Source organism: Dapis hubbardiae BLCC-M172, from assembly GCF_050016015.1.
Classification (GTDB): Bacteria; Cyanobacteriota; Cyanobacteriia; order Cyanobacteriales; family Microcoleaceae; genus Trichodesmium.
The window spans coordinates 1-26,519 of record NZ_JBNHEQ010000211.1 but is presented as its reverse complement, the minus strand read 5'-3'; the positions used below and the strand labels follow the sequence as shown (position 1 = coordinate 26,519).

At 34.4% G+C, this 26,519-nt stretch carries 18 protein-coding genes and 2 pseudogenes; 8 read left to right on the top strand and 12 right to left on the bottom strand.

The window, feature by feature from the left end:
• Window positions 1-538 precede the first annotated feature (538 nt).
• The 3 genes and pseudogenes from ACP6PK_RS19480 to ACP6PK_RS19470 all read right to left on the bottom strand — a co-directional run bounded on the left by ACP6PK_RS19480 (window position 539) and on the right by ACP6PK_RS19470 (window position 2,842).
• Complete coding sequence (locus ACP6PK_RS19480) at window positions 539-856, bottom strand: pentapeptide repeat-containing protein (RefSeq protein WP_426561893.1); 318 nt, start codon at window positions 854-856, stop codon at window positions 539-541.
• 12 nt (window positions 857-868) lie between these two features.
• Window positions 869-1,585 (bottom strand): annotated as a pseudogene (locus ACP6PK_RS19475) (pentapeptide repeat-containing protein); the annotation flags it as partial.
• Between the two features lie 15 nt (window positions 1,586-1,600).
• Window positions 1,601-2,842, bottom strand: coding sequence for a pentapeptide repeat-containing protein (locus tag ACP6PK_RS19470; RefSeq protein ID WP_426561859.1), 1,242 nt, complete (start codon window positions 2,840-2,842; stop codon window positions 1,601-1,603).
• Between the two features lie 442 nt (window positions 2,843-3,284).
• Between ACP6PK_RS19470 and ACP6PK_RS19465 the strand changes: the two genes are divergently transcribed.
• Complete coding sequence (locus ACP6PK_RS19465; protein ID WP_246844151.1) at window positions 3,285-4,067, top strand: ion transporter; 783 nt, start codon at window positions 3,285-3,287, stop codon at window positions 4,065-4,067.
• Between the two features lie 773 nt (window positions 4,068-4,840).
• Here ACP6PK_RS19465 and ACP6PK_RS19460 read toward each other — a convergent pair.
• The 3 genes from ACP6PK_RS19460 to hetZ form a co-directional block, all read right to left on the bottom strand.
• Window positions 4,841-7,297, bottom strand: coding sequence for a transglutaminase TgpA family protein (locus tag ACP6PK_RS19460; RefSeq protein ID WP_094675170.1), 2,457 nt, complete (start codon window positions 7,295-7,297; stop codon window positions 4,841-4,843).
• A gap of 98 nt (window positions 7,298-7,395) precedes the next feature.
• Window positions 7,396-8,427: a hypothetical protein gene (locus ACP6PK_RS19455; RefSeq protein ID WP_143438143.1), complete on the bottom strand. Its 1,032-nt coding sequence runs from the start codon at window positions 8,425-8,427 to the stop codon at window positions 7,396-7,398.
• Window positions 8,417-9,580: a heterocyst differentiation protein HetZ gene (gene hetZ, locus ACP6PK_RS19450; RefSeq protein WP_094675172.1), complete on the bottom strand. Its 1,164-nt coding sequence runs from the start codon at window positions 9,578-9,580 to the stop codon at window positions 8,417-8,419. Before hetZ ends, ACP6PK_RS19455 begins: the two co-directional genes overlap by 11 nt.
• 167 nt (window positions 9,581-9,747) lie before the next feature.
• Here hetZ and ACP6PK_RS19445 point away from each other — a divergent pair, with 167 nt between their 5' ends.
• Window positions 9,748-10,254, top strand: coding sequence for a hypothetical protein (locus tag ACP6PK_RS19445; RefSeq protein ID WP_094675166.1), 507 nt, complete (start codon window positions 9,748-9,750; stop codon window positions 10,252-10,254).
• Window positions 10,255-10,425: 171 nt separating this feature from the next.
• Here ACP6PK_RS19445 and sds read toward each other — a convergent pair whose 3' ends face one another.
• The gene (sds, locus tag ACP6PK_RS19440; RefSeq protein ID WP_094675164.1) at window positions 10,426-11,397 is read right to left on the bottom strand and encodes a solanesyl diphosphate synthase; all 972 of its coding nucleotides are present in this window, start codon (window positions 11,395-11,397) and stop codon (window positions 10,426-10,428) included.
• A 2,057-nt stretch (window positions 11,398-13,454) separates the two neighbouring features.
• Here sds and ACP6PK_RS19435 point away from each other — a divergent pair.
• Window positions 13,455-13,577, top strand: coding sequence for a hypothetical protein (locus ACP6PK_RS19435; protein ID WP_426561855.1), 123 nt, complete (start codon window positions 13,455-13,457; stop codon window positions 13,575-13,577).
• 361 nt (window positions 13,578-13,938) lie between these two features.
• Here the strand turns inward: ACP6PK_RS19435 and murI are convergent, their stop codons facing one another.
• The 5 genes and pseudogenes from murI to ACP6PK_RS19410 form a co-directional block, all read right to left on the bottom strand.
• On the bottom strand, window positions 13,939-14,766 hold the full coding sequence (murI, locus tag ACP6PK_RS19430; RefSeq protein WP_094672319.1) for a glutamate racemase: 828 nt from the start codon (window positions 14,764-14,766) through the stop codon (window positions 13,939-13,941).
• Window positions 14,767-15,585: 819 nt separating this feature from the next.
• Window positions 15,586-16,155, bottom strand: coding sequence for a peroxiredoxin (locus ACP6PK_RS19425; protein ID WP_094672318.1), 570 nt, complete (start codon window positions 16,153-16,155; stop codon window positions 15,586-15,588).
• 1,402 nt (window positions 16,156-17,557) lie between these two features.
• A complete protein-coding gene (locus tag ACP6PK_RS19420; protein ID WP_426561852.1) occupies window positions 17,558-18,172 on the bottom strand; it encodes a nucleoside triphosphate pyrophosphatase in 615 nt (204 codons plus the stop codon).
• A gap of 429 nt (window positions 18,173-18,601) precedes the next feature.
• Window positions 18,602-19,144, bottom strand: a complete 543-nt coding sequence (gene psbP, locus ACP6PK_RS19415) for a photosystem II reaction center PsbP (protein ID WP_426561850.1) — start codon at window positions 19,142-19,144, stop codon at window positions 18,602-18,604.
• Between the two features lie 1,224 nt (window positions 19,145-20,368).
• Window positions 20,369-20,847, bottom strand: a pseudogene (locus ACP6PK_RS19410) (IS630 family transposase); the annotation flags it as partial.
• A 520-nt stretch (window positions 20,848-21,367) separates the two neighbouring features.
• On the opposite strand from ACP6PK_RS19410, the gene ruvA reads away from it, so the two are divergent.
• The 5 genes from ruvA to ACP6PK_RS19385 all read left to right on the top strand — a co-directional run bounded on the left by ruvA (window position 21,368) and on the right by ACP6PK_RS19385 (window position 26,306).
• Window positions 21,368-22,003 (top strand): Holliday junction branch migration protein RuvA, encoded by a 636-nt coding sequence (gene ruvA, locus ACP6PK_RS19405; RefSeq protein WP_426561848.1) that lies wholly within the window; start codon window positions 21,368-21,370, stop codon window positions 22,001-22,003.
• A gap of 90 nt (window positions 22,004-22,093) precedes the next feature.
• Window positions 22,094-22,363, top strand: coding sequence for a 30S ribosomal protein S15 (gene rpsO / locus ACP6PK_RS19400; RefSeq protein WP_094674245.1), 270 nt, complete (start codon window positions 22,094-22,096; stop codon window positions 22,361-22,363).
• A 330-nt stretch (window positions 22,364-22,693) separates the two neighbouring features.
• Window positions 22,694-23,188 (top strand): PAM68 family protein, encoded by a 495-nt coding sequence (locus ACP6PK_RS19395; protein WP_094674247.1) that lies wholly within the window; start codon window positions 22,694-22,696, stop codon window positions 23,186-23,188.
• A gap of 1,106 nt (window positions 23,189-24,294) precedes the next feature.
• Window positions 24,295-25,356: a 3-deoxy-7-phosphoheptulonate synthase gene (gene aroF, locus ACP6PK_RS19390; protein ID WP_094674249.1), complete on the top strand. Its 1,062-nt coding sequence runs from the start codon at window positions 24,295-24,297 to the stop codon at window positions 25,354-25,356.
• A 773-nt stretch (window positions 25,357-26,129) separates the two neighbouring features.
• Entirely contained in the window at window positions 26,130-26,306 is a 177-nt protein-coding gene (locus tag ACP6PK_RS19385; RefSeq protein WP_426561846.1) for a hypothetical protein, read from the top strand.
• Window positions 26,307-26,519: the final 213 nt, after the last annotated feature.

The following is a 26,519-nucleotide window of genomic DNA, read 5'->3' as shown; positions in this document are numbered from 1 at the left end:
CCCCGACAAAACCAACATTAAAAAAGGTAGGGGCGGGTTTAACCAGAGATTTATAAATCTAGCGTTTATACTGCTAAACCCGCGGCCAAAGCTAGGAACTTAGGGTGAAAAACTCGCTCTATATTCGTCGTTAAAAAAATTGTCGGGGCGGGTTTAGCTGAAACTTGAAAAATCAACAATTTAGTCTAAAAAACCCGCCGCTACATCGTGTTTAACTTTAATTTCTTCAGCTATTTCTATCTAATATTTCTAAGATTACTATTGCAAGACTAACAGATTTTTTTGTTTGGTTTCCTTAACGTCAACCCAACCTACTATTTATATTATTCGTGGAATGAAAGAAGGAGTCAGGAGTCAGAATGAAAGAAGGAGTCAGGAGTCATGTTATGTCTAGACTAACTGTAAAGTCATTGCGACTGGAACGAAGTGGAAGGAAGCAATCTCTTGTGTTTCAAATATTTCTTCTGTAATATTACTATGCACAGCTACGAAATTTTTTGTTGGGTTTCCTTAAGGTCAACCCAACCTACTATTTATATTATTCGTGAATTGAACCGTCTGGCATTATTGTATCTGTTAGGTTGGCTTTCTTATCGTCTTCTCCAAAATTTGCACCACCTATATTTGCTTCTTTTAGATTGGCATTTTCTAGGTTAGCGCCACTTAAATTTGCTCCGCGCAAGTCTGCTGAAGTTAAGTTGGCATTACTCAAGTTAGTGTTACTTAAATTTGTGCCACAAAGTTTTGCCTTGCTTAAATTAACACCTGTAACTTTTTGACTACTTAAAGATAAACCGACTAAATTTGCCTCAGTTAAGTTAGCACCACTAAGATTAATTTGATTAAAATTATGCACATTTTTCAAGTCAGCTTGACTAAGATTTGCTGCTGTTAGATTAACATCATATAAGTTAGCATGAGCAAAATTTGTTTGACTAAGGTTTGCTGCTGTTAAATTAACATTATGTAATTTAGCATGAGCAAAATCTATTTGACTAAGGTCTGCTAATCTTAGGTCTGCACCTTCTATAGATGCTTCACTAAAATTAGCTTTCTTGAGATTAGCTTCAACAAATTTTGTGCTAACCAAATTTGCTTTTATTAACTGAGCATTAGCTAAGTTAGTATCACTTAAATCTGAGCTATTCAGATTTGTTGAATTAAAATTTGTTCCTTCTAAGTTAGCTCTTCTCAAGTGTAAATAGCTTAAGTCATAACCAGCTAAGTTTACTGCTTTTAATGAAACATCAGGAGCAAGCAAATAAACACCTAATTTAGTGTGATTAAAACCTTTTGGAAAAACAGTTGCCTCACTAGAAAGTGCTTGATTTATTGTTACCATTTGTAGGTTGGCTCCTGCAAAATTTGCGTTTAGTAAATTAGCTCTACTTAAATCAGCTTGACTCAAATCTGCATTAGTAAAATTCGCATTTCTCAAATTCAATCCACTCAAATTTGCTTTTTTCACATTTGCACTACTGAAGTTGGCATCGTTTGAAATTTTAGAATTACTAAAATTAACTCCGTTCAAGTTAGCTTCAGTAAAATTTGCAGACTCTAAATTAGTCTCCTGAAGATTCACATTTCTGAACTTTGCCTTTTATAATTTCATAGAATTCATTTGTGCTTTATTCAAATTGGTATTAATGAATTTAGCTTGACTTAGATTTGCTGAATAAAACTTAATTTCAGAGAGGTTAGCACTTTTAAATTTTGCTCCAGTTAAATTAACCGACCTTAAATCTACCTGACTCAAATTTGCACCATTAAAATTAGCATTACTCAAATTTAATTTGGAATCATTAAAAGACTTTCCACTCAAATCAACACCTGCCAAATTAATCCCAGTAAAATCTCGTTCTCCCTCATTATATCTACGCAAAAATTCCTCAGCACTAACCACAGGTTGTTGACTTTCCTCTTCCTCCTCAAGTTCTTCCAATTTTTCCAATTCTTCTTCCACCTCATCCTCATCTACCACCATCGAATAATCCTGAAATTCCATTTCATTCTCATCAATAACTCCAGACAAATATTCCACCTCATCCAAACTTTTCATACTTGTTGCAAACCTGCGATTAATTTCTGCTTTCTCCAAAAATTCAGCATTATCAAAACGGTCAATTAATCCTTCAATAATTTGCCGATCGCTACTACGAATCCCTACTTCTCTTTCCGAACTTTCCTCACCCGAAGCTAAAAAATTATGACTTCCTACAAAAGCAAACTTTTCATCACAAACCAGAAAATTTTCGTGAGTTCCTAATAGCTTCAACCGAAATAAACCAGGATAACTTTTCTCTAATTCCTGTAAATCTGTCAAAGCATTATATTTCCAACCCTTGCCAATATTTGAACCATCTCCTAAATATCCCCAACCAATATCTACTTGGCAACCCCTGTCTAAAAAACCCTTAAATTTCTCCAGTAAACTTTCATCAATACCCTTGGAAGTAAACCACGGACAAACAATAATTAATCGTGATTCAACTGTTGACAATGCCTCAATTAATACACCACGAATGCCAGAGCTATCGAATACTAATTGATTTTCATATTCTTGATAATTCTCTGAGATTTCCTCTGATAATTTATCTTGTACCGCAGTCGATTTTACCGGATTATTTACAGCCAATAATTCATCTAAACGTAGACTTAAAGTAGTCAACTTTTCCTGCAAATTTTCCACAGTTTGTCTTTCTGGTCGATGATGAAAATTTTCTATTTGCTCATCTAAAGTATTTTTCAGTTTAACAACATATTTTTTCAGAGTAGTCTGTTGTTTTTCCAATTCTGAAACTTTAGTCATCAAAGCAGATAAATTGGATTCTAGCTCAGACATAATTAAATAGTGGAGAAATTACCATATTTATTGTAAAACATTAAGTAGATAGGTATAATTAAACGTTAAAAAAAATCGTAGGGGCGGGTTTCACCAAAAATCTTGTTATAACTAATTGATTTCTCTAAACCCGCCCCAGTTTGGCACCAAATTTATTTCATCTGAATAATTTGTCACACCATTAATTTAAGCCAGAACCCGCCCTGGTTTGGTGGTTCAGAATATCGTCATGGGGGCGGGTTTATTTGATTTTATTGAATTCCCATTAATTTAAGGCGGAACCCGCCCCTACTATTGCAACATTTTAGTTGTGTCATACCACTACTTATAATTACAATCTAGTTTGATAATTATTGCTCTCAAGCATAAGATTAAAAATTATGAATAACTAATAATTAATAACTAATAATTAATAACTGATAACTAATAACTGATAACTGATATGTCACCTATACCAACAAAAAAAAATCTGGCATTTTATTTGGAAGATATCGAAAATCCTATCGGTAAAACCATTAACTTGATTTTACTATTTTTGATTTTACTTTCTTCTGCTATCTTTGTTGCTGAAACCTATCCAATTTCAGAGGAAATTTTTGGGAATCTAGAACTAATAGATGATTCTATTTTAGTATGTTTTGCTATTGAATATTTGCTGAGATTTTGGTGTGCAGAGCAAAAAATAAAGTTCGTTTTTAGCTTTTTTTCTATTATCGATCTACTCGCAATTTTACCTATTTTTCCAGGATTTTTAGAACTTAGTTTTATTCGACTTATCAGATGGTTCCGAATTCTAAGACTCATTAGATTTCTTAAGTTGAAAATTTATATATTTAAGATTAGTACGGCAGATGGAGTAATTTTTGCCAGGATATTATTTACTTTATTTACAATTATTTTTATCTTTTCTGGCTTAATTTATCAAGTCGAACATCGTGTCAATCCTGAATCATTTACAACTTTTTTAGATGCTGTATATTTTTCGGTTGTTACAATGACAACTGTGGGATTTGGTGATGTAATTCCTATTTCAGAAAAAGGTCGTTTATTAACTGTTTTGATGATATTAACGGGTGTTAGTTTAATTCCTTATCAACTTGGAGATTTAATTAAACAACTTATCAAAACAGCAAATAAAGAAGAAAAAGTCTGTAGTAATTGTGGTTTTTCTTACCACGATATAGATGCTAAATTCTGTAAAATTTGTGGTCAAAAATTATTCTGAATTTATAATTCAGAAGTTATATCAAGTGCGGATAATCAGTGATACAAAAGTTTTTGCTACTAGTAGGGCTTTAGCCCTATCTATACTTAGGGCTAAAGCCCTACTACAAACTTTAATTATAACTATTCAACCAGACATAATATTAAAAGCTATATCAAGTCTAATTAATTCACCATAATAAAAATCTTCTTATTTCCAAGCCAGAATATTTTTTAAACTTCTCGTTTTTGCTGCAAGCATTCAGCTATTAGCTGTCAGCTTTCAGCTTTCCTGACTTTTCCTTTACTTTCCTTTGGAATGCTTCGTAAAGGCCATGCTTTGCTATGCAGATGAAACGCAAAAAAAGCGATTTTTATTCCTGAAAACGTCTAAGTACCATTAATGAAGCTTTTATAGCACATCAGAAACAATAGCTGATAGCTGATAGCTGACGGCTGAATGCTTACTTTTTGCTTAACTCCCTAAATTTTTTCTTGTGGTTATTCAAAGAAACATGATATTAGAATTCATTTCTGACTAAATTTTAATATTTAGTAATGTCCGAGTGGGAGACTTCCACTGTTATCTCCCTTTTCTTAGTAAAAAAATTCCACAGTTTAGTTATACTTTAATAGCAGTTTTCAGACAGATTACTTAAGGTTAAATCAAAACCTTGTAGAGACGTTTCATCTAACGTCCCGACTATAGGTATATTTTTCTTTTTTTTCAATATTTACCGCTTCTCCCCTAGATAACTAAATTCTTCTTACTTCTTACTTCTTACTTCTTACTTCTTACTTCTTACTTCTTCCTTTCTTCAAACTTCCCAGTAATTTTTTTAATCTACTTAAATTAACTTCCTTACTACCATAACGCCATCCAACATAAGCTCGCGAAATTTCCTCTACTATTTCTCCCTGTTCCCTCTCTTGGTGCGCGTTCCCTTGCGTCTTGCGCCGACGCGGGGTCGCACCGCTGTTCCCTGTTCCCTGTTCCCTAATCTGATTACTATATTCAAAAGGTGTCTGAAAACCACGTTTAACTAATCCCTTACTCGCCATTAAATTCAACATTTGTTGATAGATACTCTCCATCGGAGATAACCTTGCTAACCAACGACCGTAACGCCATTTTCTCCAAAAAATATACAATAACCAACCCAAAAAACTTAAAGCAGTAGCTAAAATTAAACCGCCAAATATCCCTTGCCAACCTTGGGAAAATAGAGCAAAAAACCAACCAATAATTCCTAATATCCAACGGAATATTCCGCCAATAAATCTTTCTAGAAAACCAGTTACAGGAGAAGGCAACCAACCAGCTACCCACTTCCAAAAAACCATCAGTGTAGGGGTTTGGTTTCCAAACCCTTTTTCAATAGAAGGAGGAATTAAAGGCATTCCTGGAATAGGATTAAAAGCAAACCATCCATAACCTGGAAAATATACCTCCGTCATCATATAAGCATCTGTATTTTTTACCACATATAAACCAGTAAAAGGATTAAATTCTCCAGGAGCATAACCGCCAACTAATCTAGCAGGAATGCCAATAGAACGTAACATTATTGTCAAAACTGTGGAAAAATGATCGCCATAACCACCTGTAATTTTTTCCCCTTCCGGACTATTTTGATAACCAAATAAAAATGCTGAGACTAAATCTTCACCTTCTGCAAAAAATGGCGGTTCTTTCTGAAGTTTATAATTTGGGTTTTGTTTGAGGTATTGAGCTAAATCAAGTGCTTTTTGGTAAGTAGAAGTAATAGGTTTACTTTCTTTTGCAACTTTACTTTTCTTGGCTAAAATTTCCTCTGTTTTTTGTCTTACTTTTTCCTTAATTTCAGGAGGAATTTGTAAATAGTATTTACTAATACTTTCTGGATAATTTGTTCCTGCCTCACCCAAAATAGTAGGATTTCTATAAGGAACATCAGAAATTACTGTATAGGTTAAACCTTCTCGAAGTTCCAGAGGAGAACGTAAATTTCCATCAGGATCAATTGCTATTTTTTCAGTAGGAAAATACATTTCTCTGGCTTGATATAAAGCTGGAATTAAATTCGGTAACTGAGAAACTACTGTATAACTTTGAATAACTTCTTTAGTTTCATTTTGATAAATATTTTTCCGTCGCCAATTCACATCAAATCGATAAGAAAAACTAGAACGACCTAAAGTAAAAGTCTTATCATTCCGAGAAATTTCCCAACCTTCACCAGTATATTTATCAAAAGCTAAAACTCGCCAAAATCCTTCGGCTTGTGACCTAACTCGCATCACAACTTGAGGAACTAATTGCCCGCGCAAATTTTGGTTTATCTTAGTATTAAATCCATAATAATAAGTAGTATCTAAACTTCCCGGACCTGATTCTTGATTAGTTCCATTACCATTTCCAGAACCATCTCCATTTTCCCTACCTCGACCAATATAACCAGGATTTGTAATTGTCCGCCCGTCAAAATTTTGTACATCAAAATTAATTGGAGCGCTGATGGGAAAAGTTCGTAATTGATATCCAGGCAACCTCGGTAAAAAAGCAAAAATTGCCATACCCAAACCAAGAATTACTAACAATAATGTTGTTAGTCTTTTAGGGGAAATAGCATTTAATAAAGATATTTTTTGTCGCTGCTTTTGCTTAGTAAACTCTGATTTATTAGCCGAAAATTTTGACTGCAAACCCAACCTAGAACGATAATCTAAAATTAGGCAAGGAATAGCAAGTACAATAAACAGTAATAATACAGGTCCGTAAGTTAAAGTTTGACTAATAGTACCTGCAACCCCCAATAAAATTAATCCTATCACCATCGAATAACCCAAGTCTTTCCGCCTGGGTAGATCGAAACTATGCAAAACTTGAAGTTGAATCAATAATTCGGCCAATACCAGTCGAGTATCATTTAACTCACCAACCAACCTGCTCAAAAAAGCAGCTAAAGCTAATAACATTCCTATTGCCAAACAAAATTTAGCTGGTACATTCCTTTTGTAGCGATTGTACCAACTCCAAATTGCTCCTATAATACTTAGTGGTGCTGCCCAAAAAGTTAAAGGCAGTTCATCTGTTGCCACCCCGGCAGCCACATCAACCGCTATAATACCTACTATTACCAATGCCTGTACCATGACTCGTAATAGAATAGAATCTTCAGGAACAGGTTTAGGCGCTGCTTCTATTTGTCTCCACAGAGGTCCTAATATAGGTAGATTTCGCACTTCCCACGCAGAAGAAGAATTAGGCATAATTTTATGATTGTGGTAGATGCTGAAGGAATGTTGATTTTTGCAGTAAGTCCTGCTTAATATTTTTTCAGCATAGGCACAGTATTTAGAATTCAGAGTTAAGAATTCACTTGAAGACAAACAGCAAATTTTAAAGGTTCGTCCCAGTTAAACAATTTAATAATTAGCTCGTATTTTTGATCTGGTTGTGGGTCAAATAATTCTACCCATAGAGTACCTGGATCTGAACGTTGAGAGGTTGCTTGAACTTCTCTTCCTTGAATTTTGAGGCTTGCTGCTGCTGGAAGTTGACCCTTAATTCTCAAACAAGCAGAAGCTCTATCTTCAGGAATAGAGTATTCAGCTTCAATATTAATCCAACCCAAAGTACTTTCCCATTGTCTTCTTACCACTGACTGGTTTAAATGACAGGTTAAAGTTAAAGATGATAAAATTTCTTTGGCAGCCAGTAAAGATAACAACATTTGTTGTCTTGGGGTTGCAGTGTCATAATTAGTGACTTGAGGAGAAATCAACTCCCCATCACGAGATTGACCTACTAATACTAAGCCTGCTAGATTATTGAGGGATTGAGATTGGCCGGGGAATAAATTCTCTACAGCTTTAACCAATCTAATACCAGGTAGTAAATCGGATTTTACTATCTCTTGGCAAGACTTCAGCAGTTGATAAGTTACACTATCTGTTAGGGGTATAGATAGGTTTCTCCACCTGATATTTTTCATCTGTGATGCCCACAGACTAATAGAGGAAACCCAATCTTGAGCTTCAACGTCTGGATACTCAGTATCGTATCCCGGTTCTTCCCAAGGAAATATTGGCGGTTTAGCTTCAATCTCAGCTTTCAGGCGTTTTTGTAACAATGACTCGAAACGATTATACACAGTTGGTACTTCTCCTAGTGTAATTGGTGGACTTTCGTTATAGTAGGGACAGTCAATTTCTTCTGAATCAAGTGGATCTAGTTCTTCCCACTCTTCTTCCCCCTTGATTTCTGCTGACCTATCCTCAATAGGTTTTTGACTTTCCCCTACTGCTAATATTTCTTTAGAACTTGGCTTTGATAATAGCCAATCAAAGAAATTTTTCTCGAAAGTTTCCACCTGTTTATTCGTTTCGTTATTCATCACTTGATGCCCCTGCTCCGGAACTTGAACGATTTCGTAATTCCCAGGCAAGTTCTAGTAATTTATACCACTTTTTCTTAACCTGGTTGACTTTACGACCTAAACTTTTTGCTATCGCTTCATCAGAAAGACCTTGTTGTTTTAACTTTAGCAAATTCTTTTGTTCTGGATCAATTTGCTGATGCAAAGTTTCCCACTCTGTGGGAGTTAAGCCTAAATTTTGCTCTAAGTCTGCTTCTAACCATTGATGAACGAGTTCCCACCGATGTCCCATGGCAAATTTAAGCAAGTGGTACTTAAAGCGCTGCTGTAAATAATCTCTTTCTCGTGGGGTCAGACCCAGGATAGATTCTATTTCTCCAGTGGATAAATCTTGTAAACGCAAAGCAAAATAGTCTGCACAGTCTTGCTGTTGACGTTCCTCTAGATAGGCCATTAGTTCTTCAATCACAACCTGACGTAGAGAACCAATATCATTACCTGGGTCTTGTGCCACCATTGCTTCTCGCACTTGCTGGATAGATCCATCATTCCAGGTTTTGTCTGAGTCAGTAGCTGTTCCCTCTGCTGCTTGGTCAATATCTACAGATGTTTCTTTTGGTTGTTGTTGGGAAAATGTTTGTGCCCTCAGAATAATCAATTGTTGACTCCGACCACCAGACAAAGGTATACGTCTTTTGCCATAACGTTCTGTAAAGGCCATATACTCTGCCAGTTCTAACAAAGTACGGGGAGTATAAGTTGCTGGAAGTTCAGCTTCTCGCCGAAAAGCATTTAAGGTCTCCACATAAAATTGTTGTAAAAAATCTTCTATTAGATTTAATCTGGCCTGATAACTTGATTGTATTTGGGGAGGAGTGATATATCTATAAACAATAGCACTGAGGGTGCTATGTAATTCTACTCTTCCTTCTTGAGAACGAAGCTGGTAATAATGTATACATCGTCTCAGGCGATGTAGAGCTAAATTCTTAGCCCATTTACCCACTTCTCCCGAACCTTGAATTCTTTTACTTTCTGTACAAATCCTATCTACTTCTTGTCTAATACGTTCTGCTACTTCTAAGCAGTTTTGCCTTGAGGCACGAGTAGACTGCTGAAATTCATCTAGGAGTAGCTTTAAGATTTCTTCGCCAACTTGGCAGATTTCCCCCATCATTGTATTAATAATTAATTACTAATAAAGTTTATAAATCATCATAAATACACCCAATTTTTTTAGATAATTTCGGTAACAGCGAGTAGGGAACAGAAAATTCCCTAAATTATCGGTTTATGGCTACTTGTACACCGCTACCCTGAAAGGATAAAAAATATTTAATTATGAACTTAGAACAACAAATCCAAACACTTATTGAAAACGCACCCCAAGATGGTAATACACCACAAATTGTGGAGGCAATTATACCTGCTTTAAAACTGTTAGCTGAACAATTACAACATTTGCAATACTATATTTTACAAACTTACACGCAAAATTGGGTTTTGACTACTTTAGGTCATCAGAGTCAATCTGAACTAGAAAAACGAGTTATTTATGCTTTTCCGACACTAAATGATGCCTCATCATCTATTTCCGAAGAATCCTTTGCTGGTCTTCCTGCGGAAGAACGTATTGTAGCAACGCCTATGCCAGTTATTCATATACTTTTTCAAATGATAGCAATTCAGCCTTTAGATAGTCTTGTATTCTTTGAAAAACCAGGAGATTTAACAACAGCTACGGAGGTCAAGAGAGAGGATGTCCAAAAACTGATAACTATATATCTCAGACAGTATCAGGCATCCTCTAATTCCAACTCTAGCAAATTTCCTTCAGATATTGCTTAATAATGGATAATTGATAATGGATAATTGATAATGAAAGAGTTTTTTAAACCTCTAGTTTTCTATCTAACTTTCTTTGATAACTCATAATTAATAGTTAGAGGTAGTTTACATTGTTCATTGTTCATTATCCATTGTTCATTATCCATTGTTCATTATTAATTATTCATTAGTCTAATACAGTCTACTTAAAACATAGTCAGTAAGATTAATCAAAGCTTGACGAGAATCACAATCTGGTAAAGATTGTAAATGTTCAACAGCCATCTTCGCGTGTTTAGCAGCCAACTCTTGAGACCTTTCAATTCCGTTACTATCTTTAATCAATTGGATGGCCTCTTCTAAATCACCATCTTGGGCTAATTCTCTTTCAAGTAGTTTTTCTAAGCCCGGCTTTTCTTCAAAAGCATACAATGTAGGTGCTGTCAAGTGGCCGCTTTTCAGGTCTGAACAAGCAGGTTTTCCTAGAGATTCTGTAGCGCTAGTAAAGTCTAGTATGTCGTCTACTATCTGGAATGCTAAACCTAGATATTTACCATAGTAGTACATATCCTGGGCTAGTTCTGGCGAGACACCACTAATAATAGCTGCAGCTTTAGAACTATTAGCAATTAGAGAAGCTGTCTTGTAATAGCTCTTTTCTAAATAAGCTTCTATAGATAAATCAGTGTCAAATCTATGTAGTCCTTGCTGAATTTCTCCTTCGGCAAGATCCATAATTACTTCTGAAAGTAGTTTGACAACTGCTAGATTATCTAGATTGGCCAAGTACCAAGATGATTGAGCAAATAGAAAATCTCCAGCTAGTACGGCCACACGATTAGTAAATAAACTGTGAACCGTAGGGACGCCTCGACGAATTTCTGATTCGTCTACTATATCATCGTGAACTAAGCTAGCAGTGTGGATCATTTCTGTGATTTCTGCTAAACGACGATGTTTAGGAGTAATTTCCTGGTTTGGCATGGTGGTCCGTGAAATTAATAGGACAACGGCTGGTCTGACCCGTTTTCCTTTGACACGGAATAGGTGTTCCGCAGCCGCGTATAGTATGGGGTGACGGGCACCTACCAATTGTTTTAAGTTATCTGTTAGCAGTTGTAGGTCTGCTTCTACTGGAGAGAATAGGAGAGTGGAAGTAGTCATTTCAGTTATCAGTTATCAGTTATCAGTTATCAGTTCCGACCGCTGAAGTCAGAGGTTTGAAATACTGAAGTTTATTTTTTTATCCTCCCACCCTTAAAAGGGGAGGGTTGAGACCTTATTTTTTGGTCATGAATTAGCCACTAAAGCTATAAGTTAACAAAATTTTACAAATTATATTCTTATTCTAAGCTAACCATTCTTGATATAGGAAAGTTATACCGTTTCACGGAAGTCAAAAGTCGTAGGGGCGTTTTGCTACGCGACATATAAAACGTTTGCGGAGCATTCCGATAGGAAAGTTGTGCGTAGCTAATGGCCATTCGCCCGTACAAAAGTCATGCATTAAGATTTTATAGAAGCCATTTGGTATCTATTTGTGTACTTAAAATGGAGTGTGGGGAGTGTGCGGAGTGTGGGGAATGTGGGGAGATGGGGTGTATTAGACCTCTCCTTTCATCCCAAATCCAATCAATATATTACCCATAAATTATCAATTACTTCTCGACTTGGACCTATTTTCTGGAGATACTGTTAGGGCTTCTATAGAAGCCCTAACAGTATCCTTGCCTTTGTCTGAAAAGCGAGGGAGCTTAGTCGTCTGTGGTAGAGAAGCAATAAGGGAAAAAGATTAAAAAATACTCCAACTCTCCCCATCTCCCCATCTCCTCATCACCCCATCACCCCATCACCCCCTCTATTTTTAAATAGATCCCTTAAGGGGTTCTATAGACTCGAAACTTTGATGCCACACTAATTTCAGGAAATTATTTCACATAGATACTTTGAAACTATTTGTGAGGTATTTAAAGTGAATTGGTATGAGAAATCTTGATGACAATACAAAATTTATTTTTTAAAAAATAGGCGAAATTATAAATTGATGCCAGTAGCAGTAGTAGATTATATAGCGCTACGCGCAAGTCAAAATTCAAAATTCATGCATTAATCCCTGACCAAAAAATAAGGTCTCAAGCTACAACTTAACAAAACTTTACAAATTATATTCTGATTCTCAACTAACCATCCTTGATATAGAAAAGTTAGAAATCTTGATGGCTAAACAAAATTTTTTTTTCAAAAAATAAACAAAAATATAACTTGATGTCAGTATTATTAGTAAATTGTATCTAATTGTTAAGCAACCTGCAAAATACTCTATACAAATAGGATTAACTGTGTTAGATTAATATTATTGACTCCAATGACTCTAATAGTTGTAATAATTCAAGATAGAAAAGAGATACTGATTCAATCTTGAATTAGAAGAGTAAATAGATTATTAAGTCCTCAATAGTGAAAACTTAGCAATTATTAGGACAAACATTTAATAATCTCTGAAATGGAATACATACAATTTAGTCATCATGCTTATTTTGTCTGTCAAAATTTGCTGTTTAATTGTATGATTATCAGAAGATAAGTCAAAAACTGCATAATATGGGCGAGATATATTTGCAGATAACTGAATTGCAGAAGTAAAGTTAACTTACCTTCCCAACCCCTGGATCTGATTAGGTGAAAAACTTACTCCCAGGCTAATATATTTAGATTAACATCTAATCAACACAAGGAAGATAGTTGCTATAAATCGCTATTAAATTAATAGCATTTAATCGTAAATTCATCCATTCCTCTACTTAATTTTGCAGGTGTTTTTTCCAGCAAAAAGGTAATATTTATTACCGTCAAATATTGCTATCCAGGGTGATGATTATTTCAATGCTTCCCCTTTGATAATAATCTTTGTTAGAAGCAGTAGTAGGTAATAGCTGAAGAACTTGATTCTAGAGACTACCCAAGTAGAGGGTAACTCCACAAAAGTTCAAATACATAAACTTGTAGAAATCAAAATATCTACTGGTTTAAATTGGTATTTAATACCACACAATGTAAGCATAAGAGTTAAAGAATTTATCGACAAATTTATTTGACTCTAATAAATCAAGTAGAGATAACTTTTGTACTTGTACTTAGGATTAATTTAATTAATATCTAACAGAAGTTATATTAGTTACTTTTTTAGTTCCTGAAAACGCTCCTCACAATTTGGTAAAACTATGAACTACAATCATATTCCTGTAATAATTCCCATTCTAGCAACTGGTTATGTACTTACCGTGTATTTGCTCTTAGCATTGGCTCAACGGGCTGCCAAAATGACAAGAAATAAAACTCTGTAACAAGGTATTGCTGATTCCCGCACTAATTTACATTATATACAGCAGATATTTTATAGATATATATTAATCAATTATCAACTTATCTGCTCTAACATTATATAGCTAAATTAAACAATTAAGGGAAAGTAATTAATAATTATCCACAGTTTTTTTGATGAGAGATTTACAGTTTAATTGATTACTAAACAATTAATAATTTAATTAAGCTCTAAAGTCTCTCCTTTTAAGGGAAAAAATCCCGTCCCCAAAAATTCCTTTTAGTTAATCCTCTTCTTTTCAAGAAGAGGTGATTTTTAATGGATGAAAATCATTGCTAGAAGAGCAAATTTCAGTAAATTTGGAAATTTAGTAGATATATAGTCTAGATAGAAAGAGGTTTGTCTAAAATAGCTGGCAAAGAAATTTCTTCTACAACTGGTCTATAACCCAACCACTGTAATGATAGATCGGCAAATTTTTGAGGAGAAGCACTAACTACAAATTTTGTTGGCTTTGGTGTCTTATAGTTTTGCAAATTCATAATTTCCAATTCTCTAGCAGCTACTTCAACTAGATAAACTGCAGGGTCTACAAAATTCACAGACTTAGGTAATAATAACCGCAATATTGGTTCTAAATAAGGATAGTGGGTGCAACCATAAACTAATGTATCAATTTGTTGCTGTATTAAAGGCATTAAATATTCTTCTGCTATCTGATATGTGTAGGGGTCATGTAGTTGATTTTGTTCTATTAATGGTACGAAATAGGGACAACCAACTTGCCAAACTTGAACAGAAGCATTTGCTTCTAAAATAGCATAACGATAAGCATTACTTGCAGCAGTTGCAGGGGTAGCAATGACGCCTATTCTTTTTCCTTGTTCGACTGCAGCATTAGCTCCAGGTACAATCAATCCTAGAATAGGAATATCAAATTTCGATTTGACTTTTTCTAGAGCTAAGGCTGAACTGGTATTGCAAGCCATCAATACCATTTTAACTCCACTTTTGACTAGCCACCCGATAATTTCATCTACAAATTCTAAAATTTCCTCGGTAGTTCTTGTTCCATAAGGTAATCTTGCTGTATCGCCAAAGTAAAGAATAGATTCGTTGGGTAACTGTCTATATAACTCTCTTAAAACAGTTAAACCACCTATCCCACTGTCAAAAATTCCTATTCTTTTTTGTCTAGTTTCAGTAGTCATTCTTATAAGTGTTCAAATAAACAAACTATCATTCAATTCCTCAGTTAATAATATGTTTTGTAGTAAATTTTATGAATTAAGTTTAGACGATATTTTTCGATAGGGAAAAATTCTATGATTATTGATGAACTGAAGCCGATCAAATAGGAGGGTTAATTAATTGATAATGGATAATGGATAATGAATAATGGATAATTACCTTTGGTTAAAACCATCAGATTGAATTGTCGGAAATCTCCTAGCACTTTTTTAATCCTTAAAATAAGAGGCAATAAAGCCGAATTTATTAATTATCAATTATCCATTGGTAAGTAACAGGTTGCAAAATTAATTACACATCCTGCCAATTTTCTCTTGCCTTTTACTTCTGAATATGAATGGCTTCATCAATTAGGAAATTTATTTTGCACTACTACTTATTAATTAGGGCTTGCTGATGAAATTTAAAAGCATTGACAGATAAATATTTTAGCTTTTAATGGTCTTTAAAAAGTGTAAGCTTTTAGGTCTAAAAGGTTCAAAAAGTTAGGATTAAAGGATCACTAGGAAAGAAAAATTAACGGACCATTCTTCAGACTACTTCCTTTATAACTCTCATTCCTCTTGACTCCTGACTCCTGACTCCTACCCTTATCACTCATACTTATTCAGCAAACCCTAATTATTGAAGGTATAGTTGCTGAGTAAGATAAATTAACACTATATATAGCAATTTGAAAAGATTGTAGCCTGACAAATAACTTTACTGTTCACAGAATCAAATCTAATTGCTATATACAGCGTTTTATCTTTTTATTTAATTAATATCAGAGACTGATACTAGCCTACAAACTCTAATCTAGCTGGTTTTTCTTTTGGTGCTTCTGTACCTTTGAGGTAGGCTAATACTGTATCTGCATCAGATACCTCAAATGGGTCATCACCATAGTTGTCACTAAAACCTGCTTCAACAAACATCTTTTCAATTTTGCAGTCATTAACAACCATTGCATAGCGCCAAGAACGCATACCAAAACCAATATTGGACTTTTCTACTAACATTCCCATTTTACGAGAGAACTCTCCATTACCATCTGGTAGTAGGAATACATTTTTAGCACCTTGCTGTTTACCCCATTGGAACATTACAAAAGCATCGTTTACTGATAGACAAATAATTTCATCTATTCCTTGTCCTTTAAATTCATCGTATAGTTCTTCATATCGGGGTAGGTGAGTAGATGAGCAGGTTGGTGTAAAAGCACCAGGTAGGGCAAATAATACTACACGCTTGCCACCAAAAATTTCTTGGGTAGTTTTGTCTTGCCACTTAAAAGGGTTTGGCCCGGGAACAGACTCATCACGGACACGGGTTTTGAATACTACGTCAGGAACTTGCTCAATAGCCATAACTTACCTCTGGATGATTTAGTAGATTAGCAATTCAGTTTGTATCAGCTTTTACTGATGTAAATCAGAATAATTCTGATTTAAGAATATGTCAATGCTGTTAAAGAAAAAATTTTATTTTTGAGGTTTTCTGGTGAAAGTGTTATAAAATAAGGTATTATAGATAATTTTTGGCGTGTTAAATTAAGTCACGATAACTATACTAGGAATGGACAACAGATATCTTTTGACAATCCCCGTACCCCCCCAAGGATATTCTTCATTCATATACTTGCCATTACCTAGCAGGATTTCTTGAACTAAGCTAGAGGGCTAATACCATTTCTCAAAAATTTTGCTATATATGATTGGGTGGCGGAGGGACGTTGCATAAGGGCGTCCGTGCGGGAGTGTGGGAGGTGGGGGGAGAGGAAAAGTAGCGATAATCTATACTAACTAACTAATAATTGTTAAAAACAGACTTTAAATTTTGGTAAATACTGGACTGTTGAAGTATAGCTAAAGTATAGCATTAATGCATGGTAATTGGTATAATCTCCTGAAGCTTAGGTTCATGTTTACTTTATATGTTTAATGTCTATCTTTTCCTCTATGAGCTTAATACCTCACCGTCTACAGGGTGTATAGAATTGCTTGGGGTTTGTAGACGCTAAGTGGCTTGCCGAAGGCTATACCTATTAACTTTTCCCTTCTTCCTTCTTCCTTCTTCAGATAATTTATCTTAACTTATTTGAGACATACTATCTCTAGCAGGTTGAGTTATTTCTCACTTTAAATAATCACTTACTCAAAAGCATTGGAGAGTTTGAAATCTCATTTCACTTCAGAAGTTTGAGTCAGTTCAATAGTAAGGAAAGAAAAATTTTTTTGTTATGTCATAAGAAAATAAATAACTAAATATATTGAATATCTCAAGCACGTTATTTTTGATAGTTTTATTGATATTTAGGACTTACGCATAAATCATATATATAGCGTTCAAAACTATAACGTTATAGTTTTGAAACTCTATATACAGTAACTTTGCGTAAGTCCAGATATTAATAGCTAATTTATTAAGGTAATATCCACAAAGTCTGATATTGTCATGGCGAAGCGGTGATGAAACAAATTAATTTCTTGGAGAAGATATTTTCTCAGTCTCAGTTCATTAATTGATAATTGATAATTACCTCTGGTTAAAAGCGTACGGGAATTGAAGATAAGGAAATTCAAGAGCACTTTTTTTCCCTTAAAAGGGGAGGCTTTAAACCAGAATTATTTAATTATTAATTATTAATTATTAATAATTAATAATTCGGTAAAGACTTCCATCAAGGTAGTAATCTCGCATTTTTTATGATAAATGCTAATCATCGGGTAGAGTCAAATAATTCCTTTGGCAGGCTATATTTTGTTTATTTTACCAGAAGTTACTAACTTGATATCCTAGATTATTCAGCATAACTCTCAACAATGGTAGACTTAAACCAATCACATTAGTATGACAACCTTCTATCTTTTCAATAAATAAACCACCTTTGCCTTCTATAGCAAAACAACCAGCACATTTTAAAGGTTCTCCAGTCGCAACATAAGCTTCTATTTCTTGGTCATTAACAGGAGCAAAATGAACTTTCGTCATTCTACAAAGTACGATAGTTTTATTTTTAGCTAAATCAATTAAAGCATGACCTGTGTATAATTCACCAACTTGACCACGCATTTTTTGCCAACGAGCGATCGCTTCTTGAGCATTAGCAGGTTTACCATAAATTTCCTCTTCAATAACTAATACTGAATCACATCCTAAAATTAAATTTGATTGTGTTTTAGAGAAGTTTTCTTTGATTAGAGATTTAGCTATTGTTTCTGCTTTAGCTTGGGCTAATGTTTCTACTAATTTTCTAGGTTCTATTAATCTAACTGTAGATTCATCAAAGTTACTAGGCATAACTCTGGGGTTAATACCAACAGTTTCTAACAAGCGAAGTCTGGCTGATGAAGATGAGGCTAATATGAAGGTCGGAATTTCCATATTTTTAAGCAAATAAGCATAAAATATTCAAGAAAAATTTGATGATTTGTCACGATTATATAGCAGTCCTATTTTACTTGTGTATAAAAAGCTTACTGCTTTTAGGTATGGAGGGAATAGGGAACAGGGAACAGGCGGTAATGTCAAGTTTTTTATCTACTTTTTGATTACCCGCGACCTATTTAGGATTGCTATAGCTTATATTTATTATGAATTTATAATTTTGAATGCAGAATTCAGAATTAATTTTTCAACTCTAAATTTTTTAATTCTGGAATTTCTAAATTGATCGTTTTATGAATTCACAATTAAGGATTGAAAATTTCAGCTATTCATTAATTGATTAATTTAATAATTCTGCATTATAAATTCAAAAAAGATTTATGAATTGATTAATTTAATAATTCTGCATTATAAATTCATAAAAAGCTAATATACAAAGAAAGAGTTAATAACTTCCTGAAACTTATCCTGAACTTTTTGCCAGCGTGCTTCAGTGGCAGAAATATTGATTGTAAAAAGTTTACCTCGACTAATTGCCACACTTGCTAAGTTATGACGTTCTCTTCCATCAGCAAGTTTAACAGCATACTCCAATTGATAATATGTTTTAGCCTTATACTCTCGTGCTTCTGCATTGACTAATTCTGCTTCTCGACCTGAGTCTTTTGGTGCAATGGCATTTTTACTAAGTTTATATCCTACTTCAGTAGGAGTACCCAAGTCAGTTAAAGTCTTTTCTTCAACCACCGGACTAATAACGACGCTAACATTCTCGGTAGCCTCAACTAAGTCATGGAATACTACATCTGGGCCATCAGAAACTTTGACTTGGAGCCAACCATTAGGATAAAGGAACTCATAACCATCGGTCGTATCCACAAAGCTTTGCAGTCCACCGCCCACAGAAACACAACCTGTTAATGTGAGAGCGATCGCTACTAAACATAAGGCCACAATTTTTTTTAACATTTTTTCTAATCTAGACTCTACATAACTGGAGTGGGGTTGAGTTCAAGTTAAATCTGACTCCTGTTGCTCCAGTAAATTTATTGTCTCATTAAATCTTGATTAATTTAACTACTTCCTCAATTTAATTAATTTCAACAATGTATTTTTGGGTGCATCTCAATTTTCAATAAAGCCAAAAATTTATCACTTTCAGGGAACAGGGAACAGGGAACAGGGAACAGGGCATAGGGAATAGGAAAAAAGTATTTTGGCAAATATGAGATGCACCCGTATTTTTGTCAACAAAGAACTAAAATTATTCCTACTTAAGGTTTGATGCTGTACTGATATGGTTGTTTTTAATAGGATACAAAATTCTATTTTTAATCCTACACTTTTAGATATAAAATCATTTTTTTTGCAACAATAAAATCCCCCTTATTTATAATAGAGATGTTTGAAATTTTGTCAGCATTGATTCGGTGAGCGATCGGCGTTCCCAGCATTAGCTAATACCGATTCCAGAAAATATTGATAGAGTTGCTTTGTTTTTAGGAGGAATAAGTTATGAGTTCATTAATGGATAATTAGGGTTTGCTGAAAAAGTCTTTTTTAAGGAGTAGGGGAGTAGTAGGGACGTTGCATGCAACGTCCGTAAGGGAGTAATTTTTTTGCTCAACTATGTCCCCAAAATCTTAACTTTTTGAGTATAAAGAGCTAAAAATTAGGTACTTTTTCCAGACTTAAAAAGGCACTTACCTTTATCTGTCAATGCTTTTATATTTAATCAGCAAGCCCTAATTACCTCTTTAACAATTGATAATGAAAATTATTAGGAGAGGCAATAAAGCTGAATTAATTAATTATCAATTATCAATTATCAATTCTCCATTAGTAAGGATTTATAATATAGCAATCCGAAATTGGTCGTAACAAGTTTTATAATAGTTTAAAATAGCTTAAAAGCTTAAAATTTATATACGTCGCTAATCCCACGGCTCCCCTACCTGAATCCTGACTCCTAACGACTGCCAAAATCCTAGAACCGATTATAGGATTGCTATATCTATCTTTCTGAGATTAAAACTGTTTTTATGACTAAAAATATTCTGATAAATAGAATGTTTTTTTGTGTCAGCGAAATAATTTAATTTCACCCCTAAATTATCAGCAAATTTACTAAAAATTTTGTCATTATTTTACTGTGAGTATCTATGCCTAAATTTAGTATAATATATAGCAATCCTAAATTGGTTCTGGCAAAATTTCATACTGAAAAAGTTTTGGGAAATCAAATATTTGACCATCTGCAAAAAACTTAAATCGCCACTTAACTACTTTAAAATAACTGCAAAGATGATCAAATTGTCTGATCAAATTTTTAGTTTGCAACCAAATATATTAAACAGGGTTTTGTTCAGGAGTATTTTGGGCAAATTTTGTACAGTACAATTTATCAACCATTCTTCTTCAGGTAAATCTTGATTAATTAATATCAGATATTCTCTAAATTTTTGAGGGTTATGATAAGTTGCACCGTCCCAAAATATTGCTAATCTTTTTCCTGACCTTTGCTGTTGCAAATATTGAATAAATTCAATAGTATTTTCCGTATTTCCACATCTATATTCTTGAACAATAAATTCTTTGGTCTGATCATCTAATCCTCCATAATAAGTCTGTATTTCCTTGGGATTTTTGATAGGAATTTCTATTCTTTTATATCTGTTACCGAATAATTAATAATTAAGAGTTGATAGTCAATAATTAATAATTAAGAGTTGATAGTCAATAATTAATTATTCATTCAACAATTAAGGTTTAAAGCCTCCCCCGATATGGGATAAATCAAAAAAAATCCTTTTAGTCAATCCCCTTCTTGAAAGAAGGGGTAATTATTAATTATTAATTGTTCATTGTTAATTGCTGAAAATCAATTTAGGATTGCTATAATATCTAATTTAACATCTTTCAACTATTAAAAAATTATCTTTGAAGAAGGAATCAGATTTGAAAAATTGAGCGAAAATTAAAACTTACTGTCAAAATAAATTAACTAATATTACTCTTAGTTACTTGGCGGTTTTTTACCGAATGAAAAGATAAATGCGACCCATTCCGCACGAAAAGCTGACCCCTAATACCTGAATGCCTACTTGTATTTGGTAATTTCTGAAAATTCAGTCTTTTAATTGTTCAACAGTTGTTAATATGTAATTTTGAAATAATTTTGAAATAATTTGAATGATTAACTACCTGAAAGGGAAAGTGGCTGATGTCCACAAAGGGAGTGGTCTGCGTGTGACTCTAATTTTAGAGGTTAATCAAATAGGTTATGAGCTACAAATTCTGCCTAGGTTGACTCAAAGTCTACAACCAGGGGAAGACGTCCAAGTTTTTACCCACCAACAAATACGAGAAGACCAAATAGTATTGTATGGTTTTGGTACTTCTGCAGAAAGAGACTTATTTCGTCAGTTGGTAAGTGTCAGTGGTATTGGGGCACAATTAGCGATCGCTCTTTTAGATACTTTAGAATTACCTGACTTAGTTCAAGCTATTGTGGGGGGAAATACTCGTGTATTAGCTAAGACCCCAGGGGTAGGAGCAAAAACGGCAGAACGTATTGCTTTAGAATTGAAAAATAAATTGGCCGAGTGGCGACAAGATGCAGGTTTGACTACATCAGTGCCAGTGGGAGTTATGCCTGCTATTCAAGAAGAGGTAGAAATGACTTTGTTAGCTTTGGGATATACAGGTCAAGAGGTTATACAGGCATTGCAAGCTGTTAGTAAAGATGCTAATATGTCCAAAAATACTAATGCAGAAGATTGGATTAGGGAAGCTATTAGTTGGTTGAGTCGCTCTACTCAACTTTGAAGGATTTGTATAGGTATTTATCAGAATAAATATTTATGGTATGATAAGTGATTGTGGTAATTTTTGGCAAGATTAGTAGAAATTAAATATATGGTTCTTAAACAACAGCGCAAACAAGAAATTATGAGTGAGTACCAAACTCATGAAACGGACACAGGTTCAGCAGATGTTCAAGTCGCTATGCTGACTGAAAGAATTAGTAAATTAAGCGCTCATTTAAAAAATAATAAGCAAGATTATTCATCCCAAAGAGGTCTCTTAAAGATGATTGGTAGACGTAAGCGCTTATTGTCATACATCCAAAAACAAAGCCAAGAACGTTATAAAACATTGATTGGTCGCCTTGGTATTAGAGGTTAAAAACTCACCCAAAAATAAGGTTTCAAACCTCCCCTTTTTAAGGGGCTGAAAAAAATTAAATTCAGTATTTCAATCCTGATACAACAGTTGCGAGGAATTGATAACTGATAAATGATACCTGAAATGACTTAATAAAACATTGATTGGTCGCCTTGGTATTAGAGGTTAAAAACTGACCCAAAAATAAGGTCTCAAACCTCCCCTTAAAAAGGGGCTGAAAAAATTAAATTCAGTATTTCAATCCTGATGCAACAGTTGCGAGGAAATGATAACTGATAACTGTTAACGCAGTTCCTCCGATAGGAGGCTAACTGATACCTGAAATGACTTATGTCTCCAGAATCATCACGCCAACCTTTACCTTTTGAACCTGCTAAAAGTCGGAAAAAGCAAGGTAAAAAATCATCTTCTTCTCCTAAAATAAAGGCGACAGAGGAATCAAATTATCCTAATGTAAATCAGTCGAAAAATATTAGTAATCAGAAAGGCAAAACAGTTAAAGGAGAAAATTCTATTCCTGAAGTAGTTAGTAGGCGGATGATAAGCCGTATGGTTTTATTATCTGGTACACCTCTACTATTTTCTTTATTAACTTTTGTTTTTAGCTACTTTATCATTACAAATGATATTTTTATACTACCAAACCAAGCAGTTTTGCTAGTTAGTATGGGCTTTTTTGGTTTAAGTGTTATTGGTTTGAGTTATGGTCTTTTTTCTGCTTCTTGGGATGAAGATAAAAAGGGTAGCGTATTAGGTTGGCAAGAAGTAAAAATTAACTTTCAAAGGATGAAAGAAGCTTGGAAAGAAGCTAAATCAAAAAGCTGATTTCGTCAGCATTTTCTATAGAATGCTGCCAATTCATGTCCCGCAGCTTTTCCTAGGGAAAATTGAAAATGAAGTTGTGGGCTAGCCAAATAGCTTTAGCGGTCAGCTAATCCTGCACAATGAATGAATGGTATGCAAATACCTTTTTAGTAAATTTAACTAAGATTAGTTTAACTTCTACTACTGCCGTGTCAAGCCTTAAATGTTACTTGATAAAAATGGTAGGATGCTGATTTTTCAAAGCTTTTACTTAAAAATCTAATACACCATTTTAAACTTAACGCGCCACTACATTTGTCATCAGAATACAAGAGAACTGAAGCACAAACAAGGATAAGTTTTAGTTTTCAACCTATATAATTCTGTGGCGGAAAATTTAGATTTGGCTCGATAGACTCCTAAAGTTAAGTAATAGGATTTTACCAATGGATAATTAATAATTGATAATTAATCAATCCCAATTAAAGCCTCTTCTAATAACTGATAATTGAGAATGAAAGAGTTTTTTAAATCTCTAATTTTCTCTCCCTATTTCTATCTAACTCGTTCACATACTCTAATTATCTATTATCCATTATTCACTATCCATTAGAGAGTGTTTGTAAACTAAAGATTAAGACTGCCAGAGTGCTTAATTTTCGGTGGGTGGGGTGCGGAAAGTTAAATTTTGGCTACAATTCATAGTTAGTTATTGTCGCCTCACCCTCCCCACCCTAAGCCAAGATTTAATATTCCTTTTACAAACAGTCTCTTAATCAATTGCCAAATAGGTTATTATTCACTATCCATTATCAATTAATGAAATTAACTTTTAATGGCTGAAAATTACCAACATGCGAATTCGTCCTTTAAAGATAATAAACCTAATAGCTAATAGCTAACCTCTGAATGCTTACTTAGAGAGATGAACAAAATCTCCTCTCTAGGTTGTACTTATCCTCCTAAACTTTATTTTGTAGTTTCTTTAGAGAAGCAAAGTATCATATCTACAGATAAAACAGAACTTTGTATTAGATTTATTAAGAAATTACAAGAACTTTACTGTTTCAACTTATCGTAAAGATAATCTTAATTGAACCTAGACCTATTCAACCGTAAAAGTAAAAATGATTATAGTAACTAAAATTGGTTCTCCAGAAACAGAGATAGATCGTCTTTGTAACGAACTTCAAACTAATTGGGGTCTAACTCCAGAAAAAATTGTTGGGCGCTATAAAGTTGTCATTGGTCTAGTAGGAGATACTGCAGACCTAGATCCATTACAACTACAGGAAATGAGTCCTTGGATCGAACAAGTAATGCGGGTCGAACGCCCCTACAAACGAGCAAGTCTGGAGTTTCGTCACGGAGAAGCTAGTACAGTAGAGGTATCTACTCCAGATGGACCTGTACTTTTTGGCCTCGATCATCCTCTAGTTGTAGTTGCTGGACCTTGTTCCGTGGAAAATGAGGAGATGATTATAGAAACAGCCCAACGGGTGAAAGCTGCTGGTGCTAGGTTTCTGCGTGGAGGTGCTTATAAACCTCGTACTTCTCCTTATTCTTTTCAGGGACATGGTGAGAGTGCTTTAAATTTGTTGGCTGCGGCTAAAGAAAAAACTGGTCTGGGTATTATTACGGAGTTAATGGATGCTGCAGATTTGCCTATGTTGACTGAAGTGGCAGATGTGGTGCAAATTGGTGCTCGTAATATGCAAAATTTCTCACTATTAAAAAAGGTTGGCGCTCAAGATAAACCTGTACTATTGAAGCGGGGAATGGCTGCAACTATTGAAGATTGGTTAATGGCTGCAGAATATATCTTAGCTGCTGGAAATTCAAATGTAATTCTTTGTGAGCGGGGTATTAGAACATTTGACCGTCAGTATGCTCGTAATACTTTAGACTTGTCTGCAATACCAGTTCTGCGTTCCCTGACTCATTTACCAATTATGATTGACCCTAGTCATGGTACTGGTAGGGCTGAATATGTACCTGCAATGGCAATGGCATCTATTGCGGCTGGGGCAGATTCTCTGATGATTGAAGTCCATCCAAATCCGGCAAAAGCTCTATCAGATGGCCCCCAATCTCTAACACCTGATAAGTTCGATGGGTTAATGCAGGAAATGGCAGTTATTGGTAAAACTGTTAAGCGTTGGCCACAGGCAGAACCAGCTCTTGTATAGGTTTACTCAATGATTGGTTAATTCTCTATGCAATGAAAGCAAAGAATTAACCAATTTTTAGTTATAGCACTATGTCTTTTGGTTAGGACAATAAACTTTTAGTTGTAAGGGTATAAGGTCGATCAACAATTGTTGATTTACTAATAAACATTAACATAAATTTATATATATTGATATAGTTATACTGGTATAGTTGCATAGATTATGCTAAAGTTTGACAAACAGAGCAGTTTGTGGTGTAAAACCAGCCCACTATGTAACCGCTATCCTGATAAGTTACCGAAGCGCATGGTCAAGTAATTGAAACTTCTGCGAACGCTGATAACCAAGGTGACAGAAGGGACGTATCGCTGCGCGACATGTTTGCGGAGCATTCCGGAACGGAAAACGCATTTTTGCCTGTGCAACGTCCGTACAAAGTGTCTACAAGTTTTCTTGTAGATATTGGGGGATAACCTCTCACCAGGTTAATCTTGCTGTGCATTGTTAACAATTTTTAGCACTCATAGTATCGGAATAGAAGAATCTCCTAATGTATTTGGGTAGGGCTATACTTGAAATTTTATAGTAACAGGACTTACAAAGAGGTAATATATATAGATTGAAAAAACTATAACGTTATAGTTTTGAATACTATTATAGATTGTCTTTGCGTAAGTCCTAAGTAAGTAAAGCTAAGGTATTTGAGAACAAAAAGGTAGTGCGTCAAGGAAGTGTGGGGAGACTTCCCTTCCATTTAGAGGAATAATTGTAGGGTGTATCTTTATTGGGAAGTGTCTGCCACCTGTCCTAACTTTTTGGTTGCTCAACCTTTATATCCCAGAGCTTTTAGATTAGATTGGTCAGCCATACCCGACTTATCCCACACTTTGCTCATGCACAACCAACAAAAATTTACCAATGTTAATATAGAAGCCATTTGGTATCTTTACCGGGAAATAAATTTTTGAGGCACGAGTTGTCTGTAGATATAGGGTAGCTGCTCAAGAAATAGGAGCGGACTACTTATTCGGCAAATAATTTACCGAAAAATCAAGGTATGAAGCCTCTCCTTTCAAGGAGAAATAAAAAAAATTTTCCTTTTATTCAATCTTCTTCCTTATTAGGAAGAGGTAATTATCAATTATCAATTATCAATTATCAATTATCAATTATCAATTATC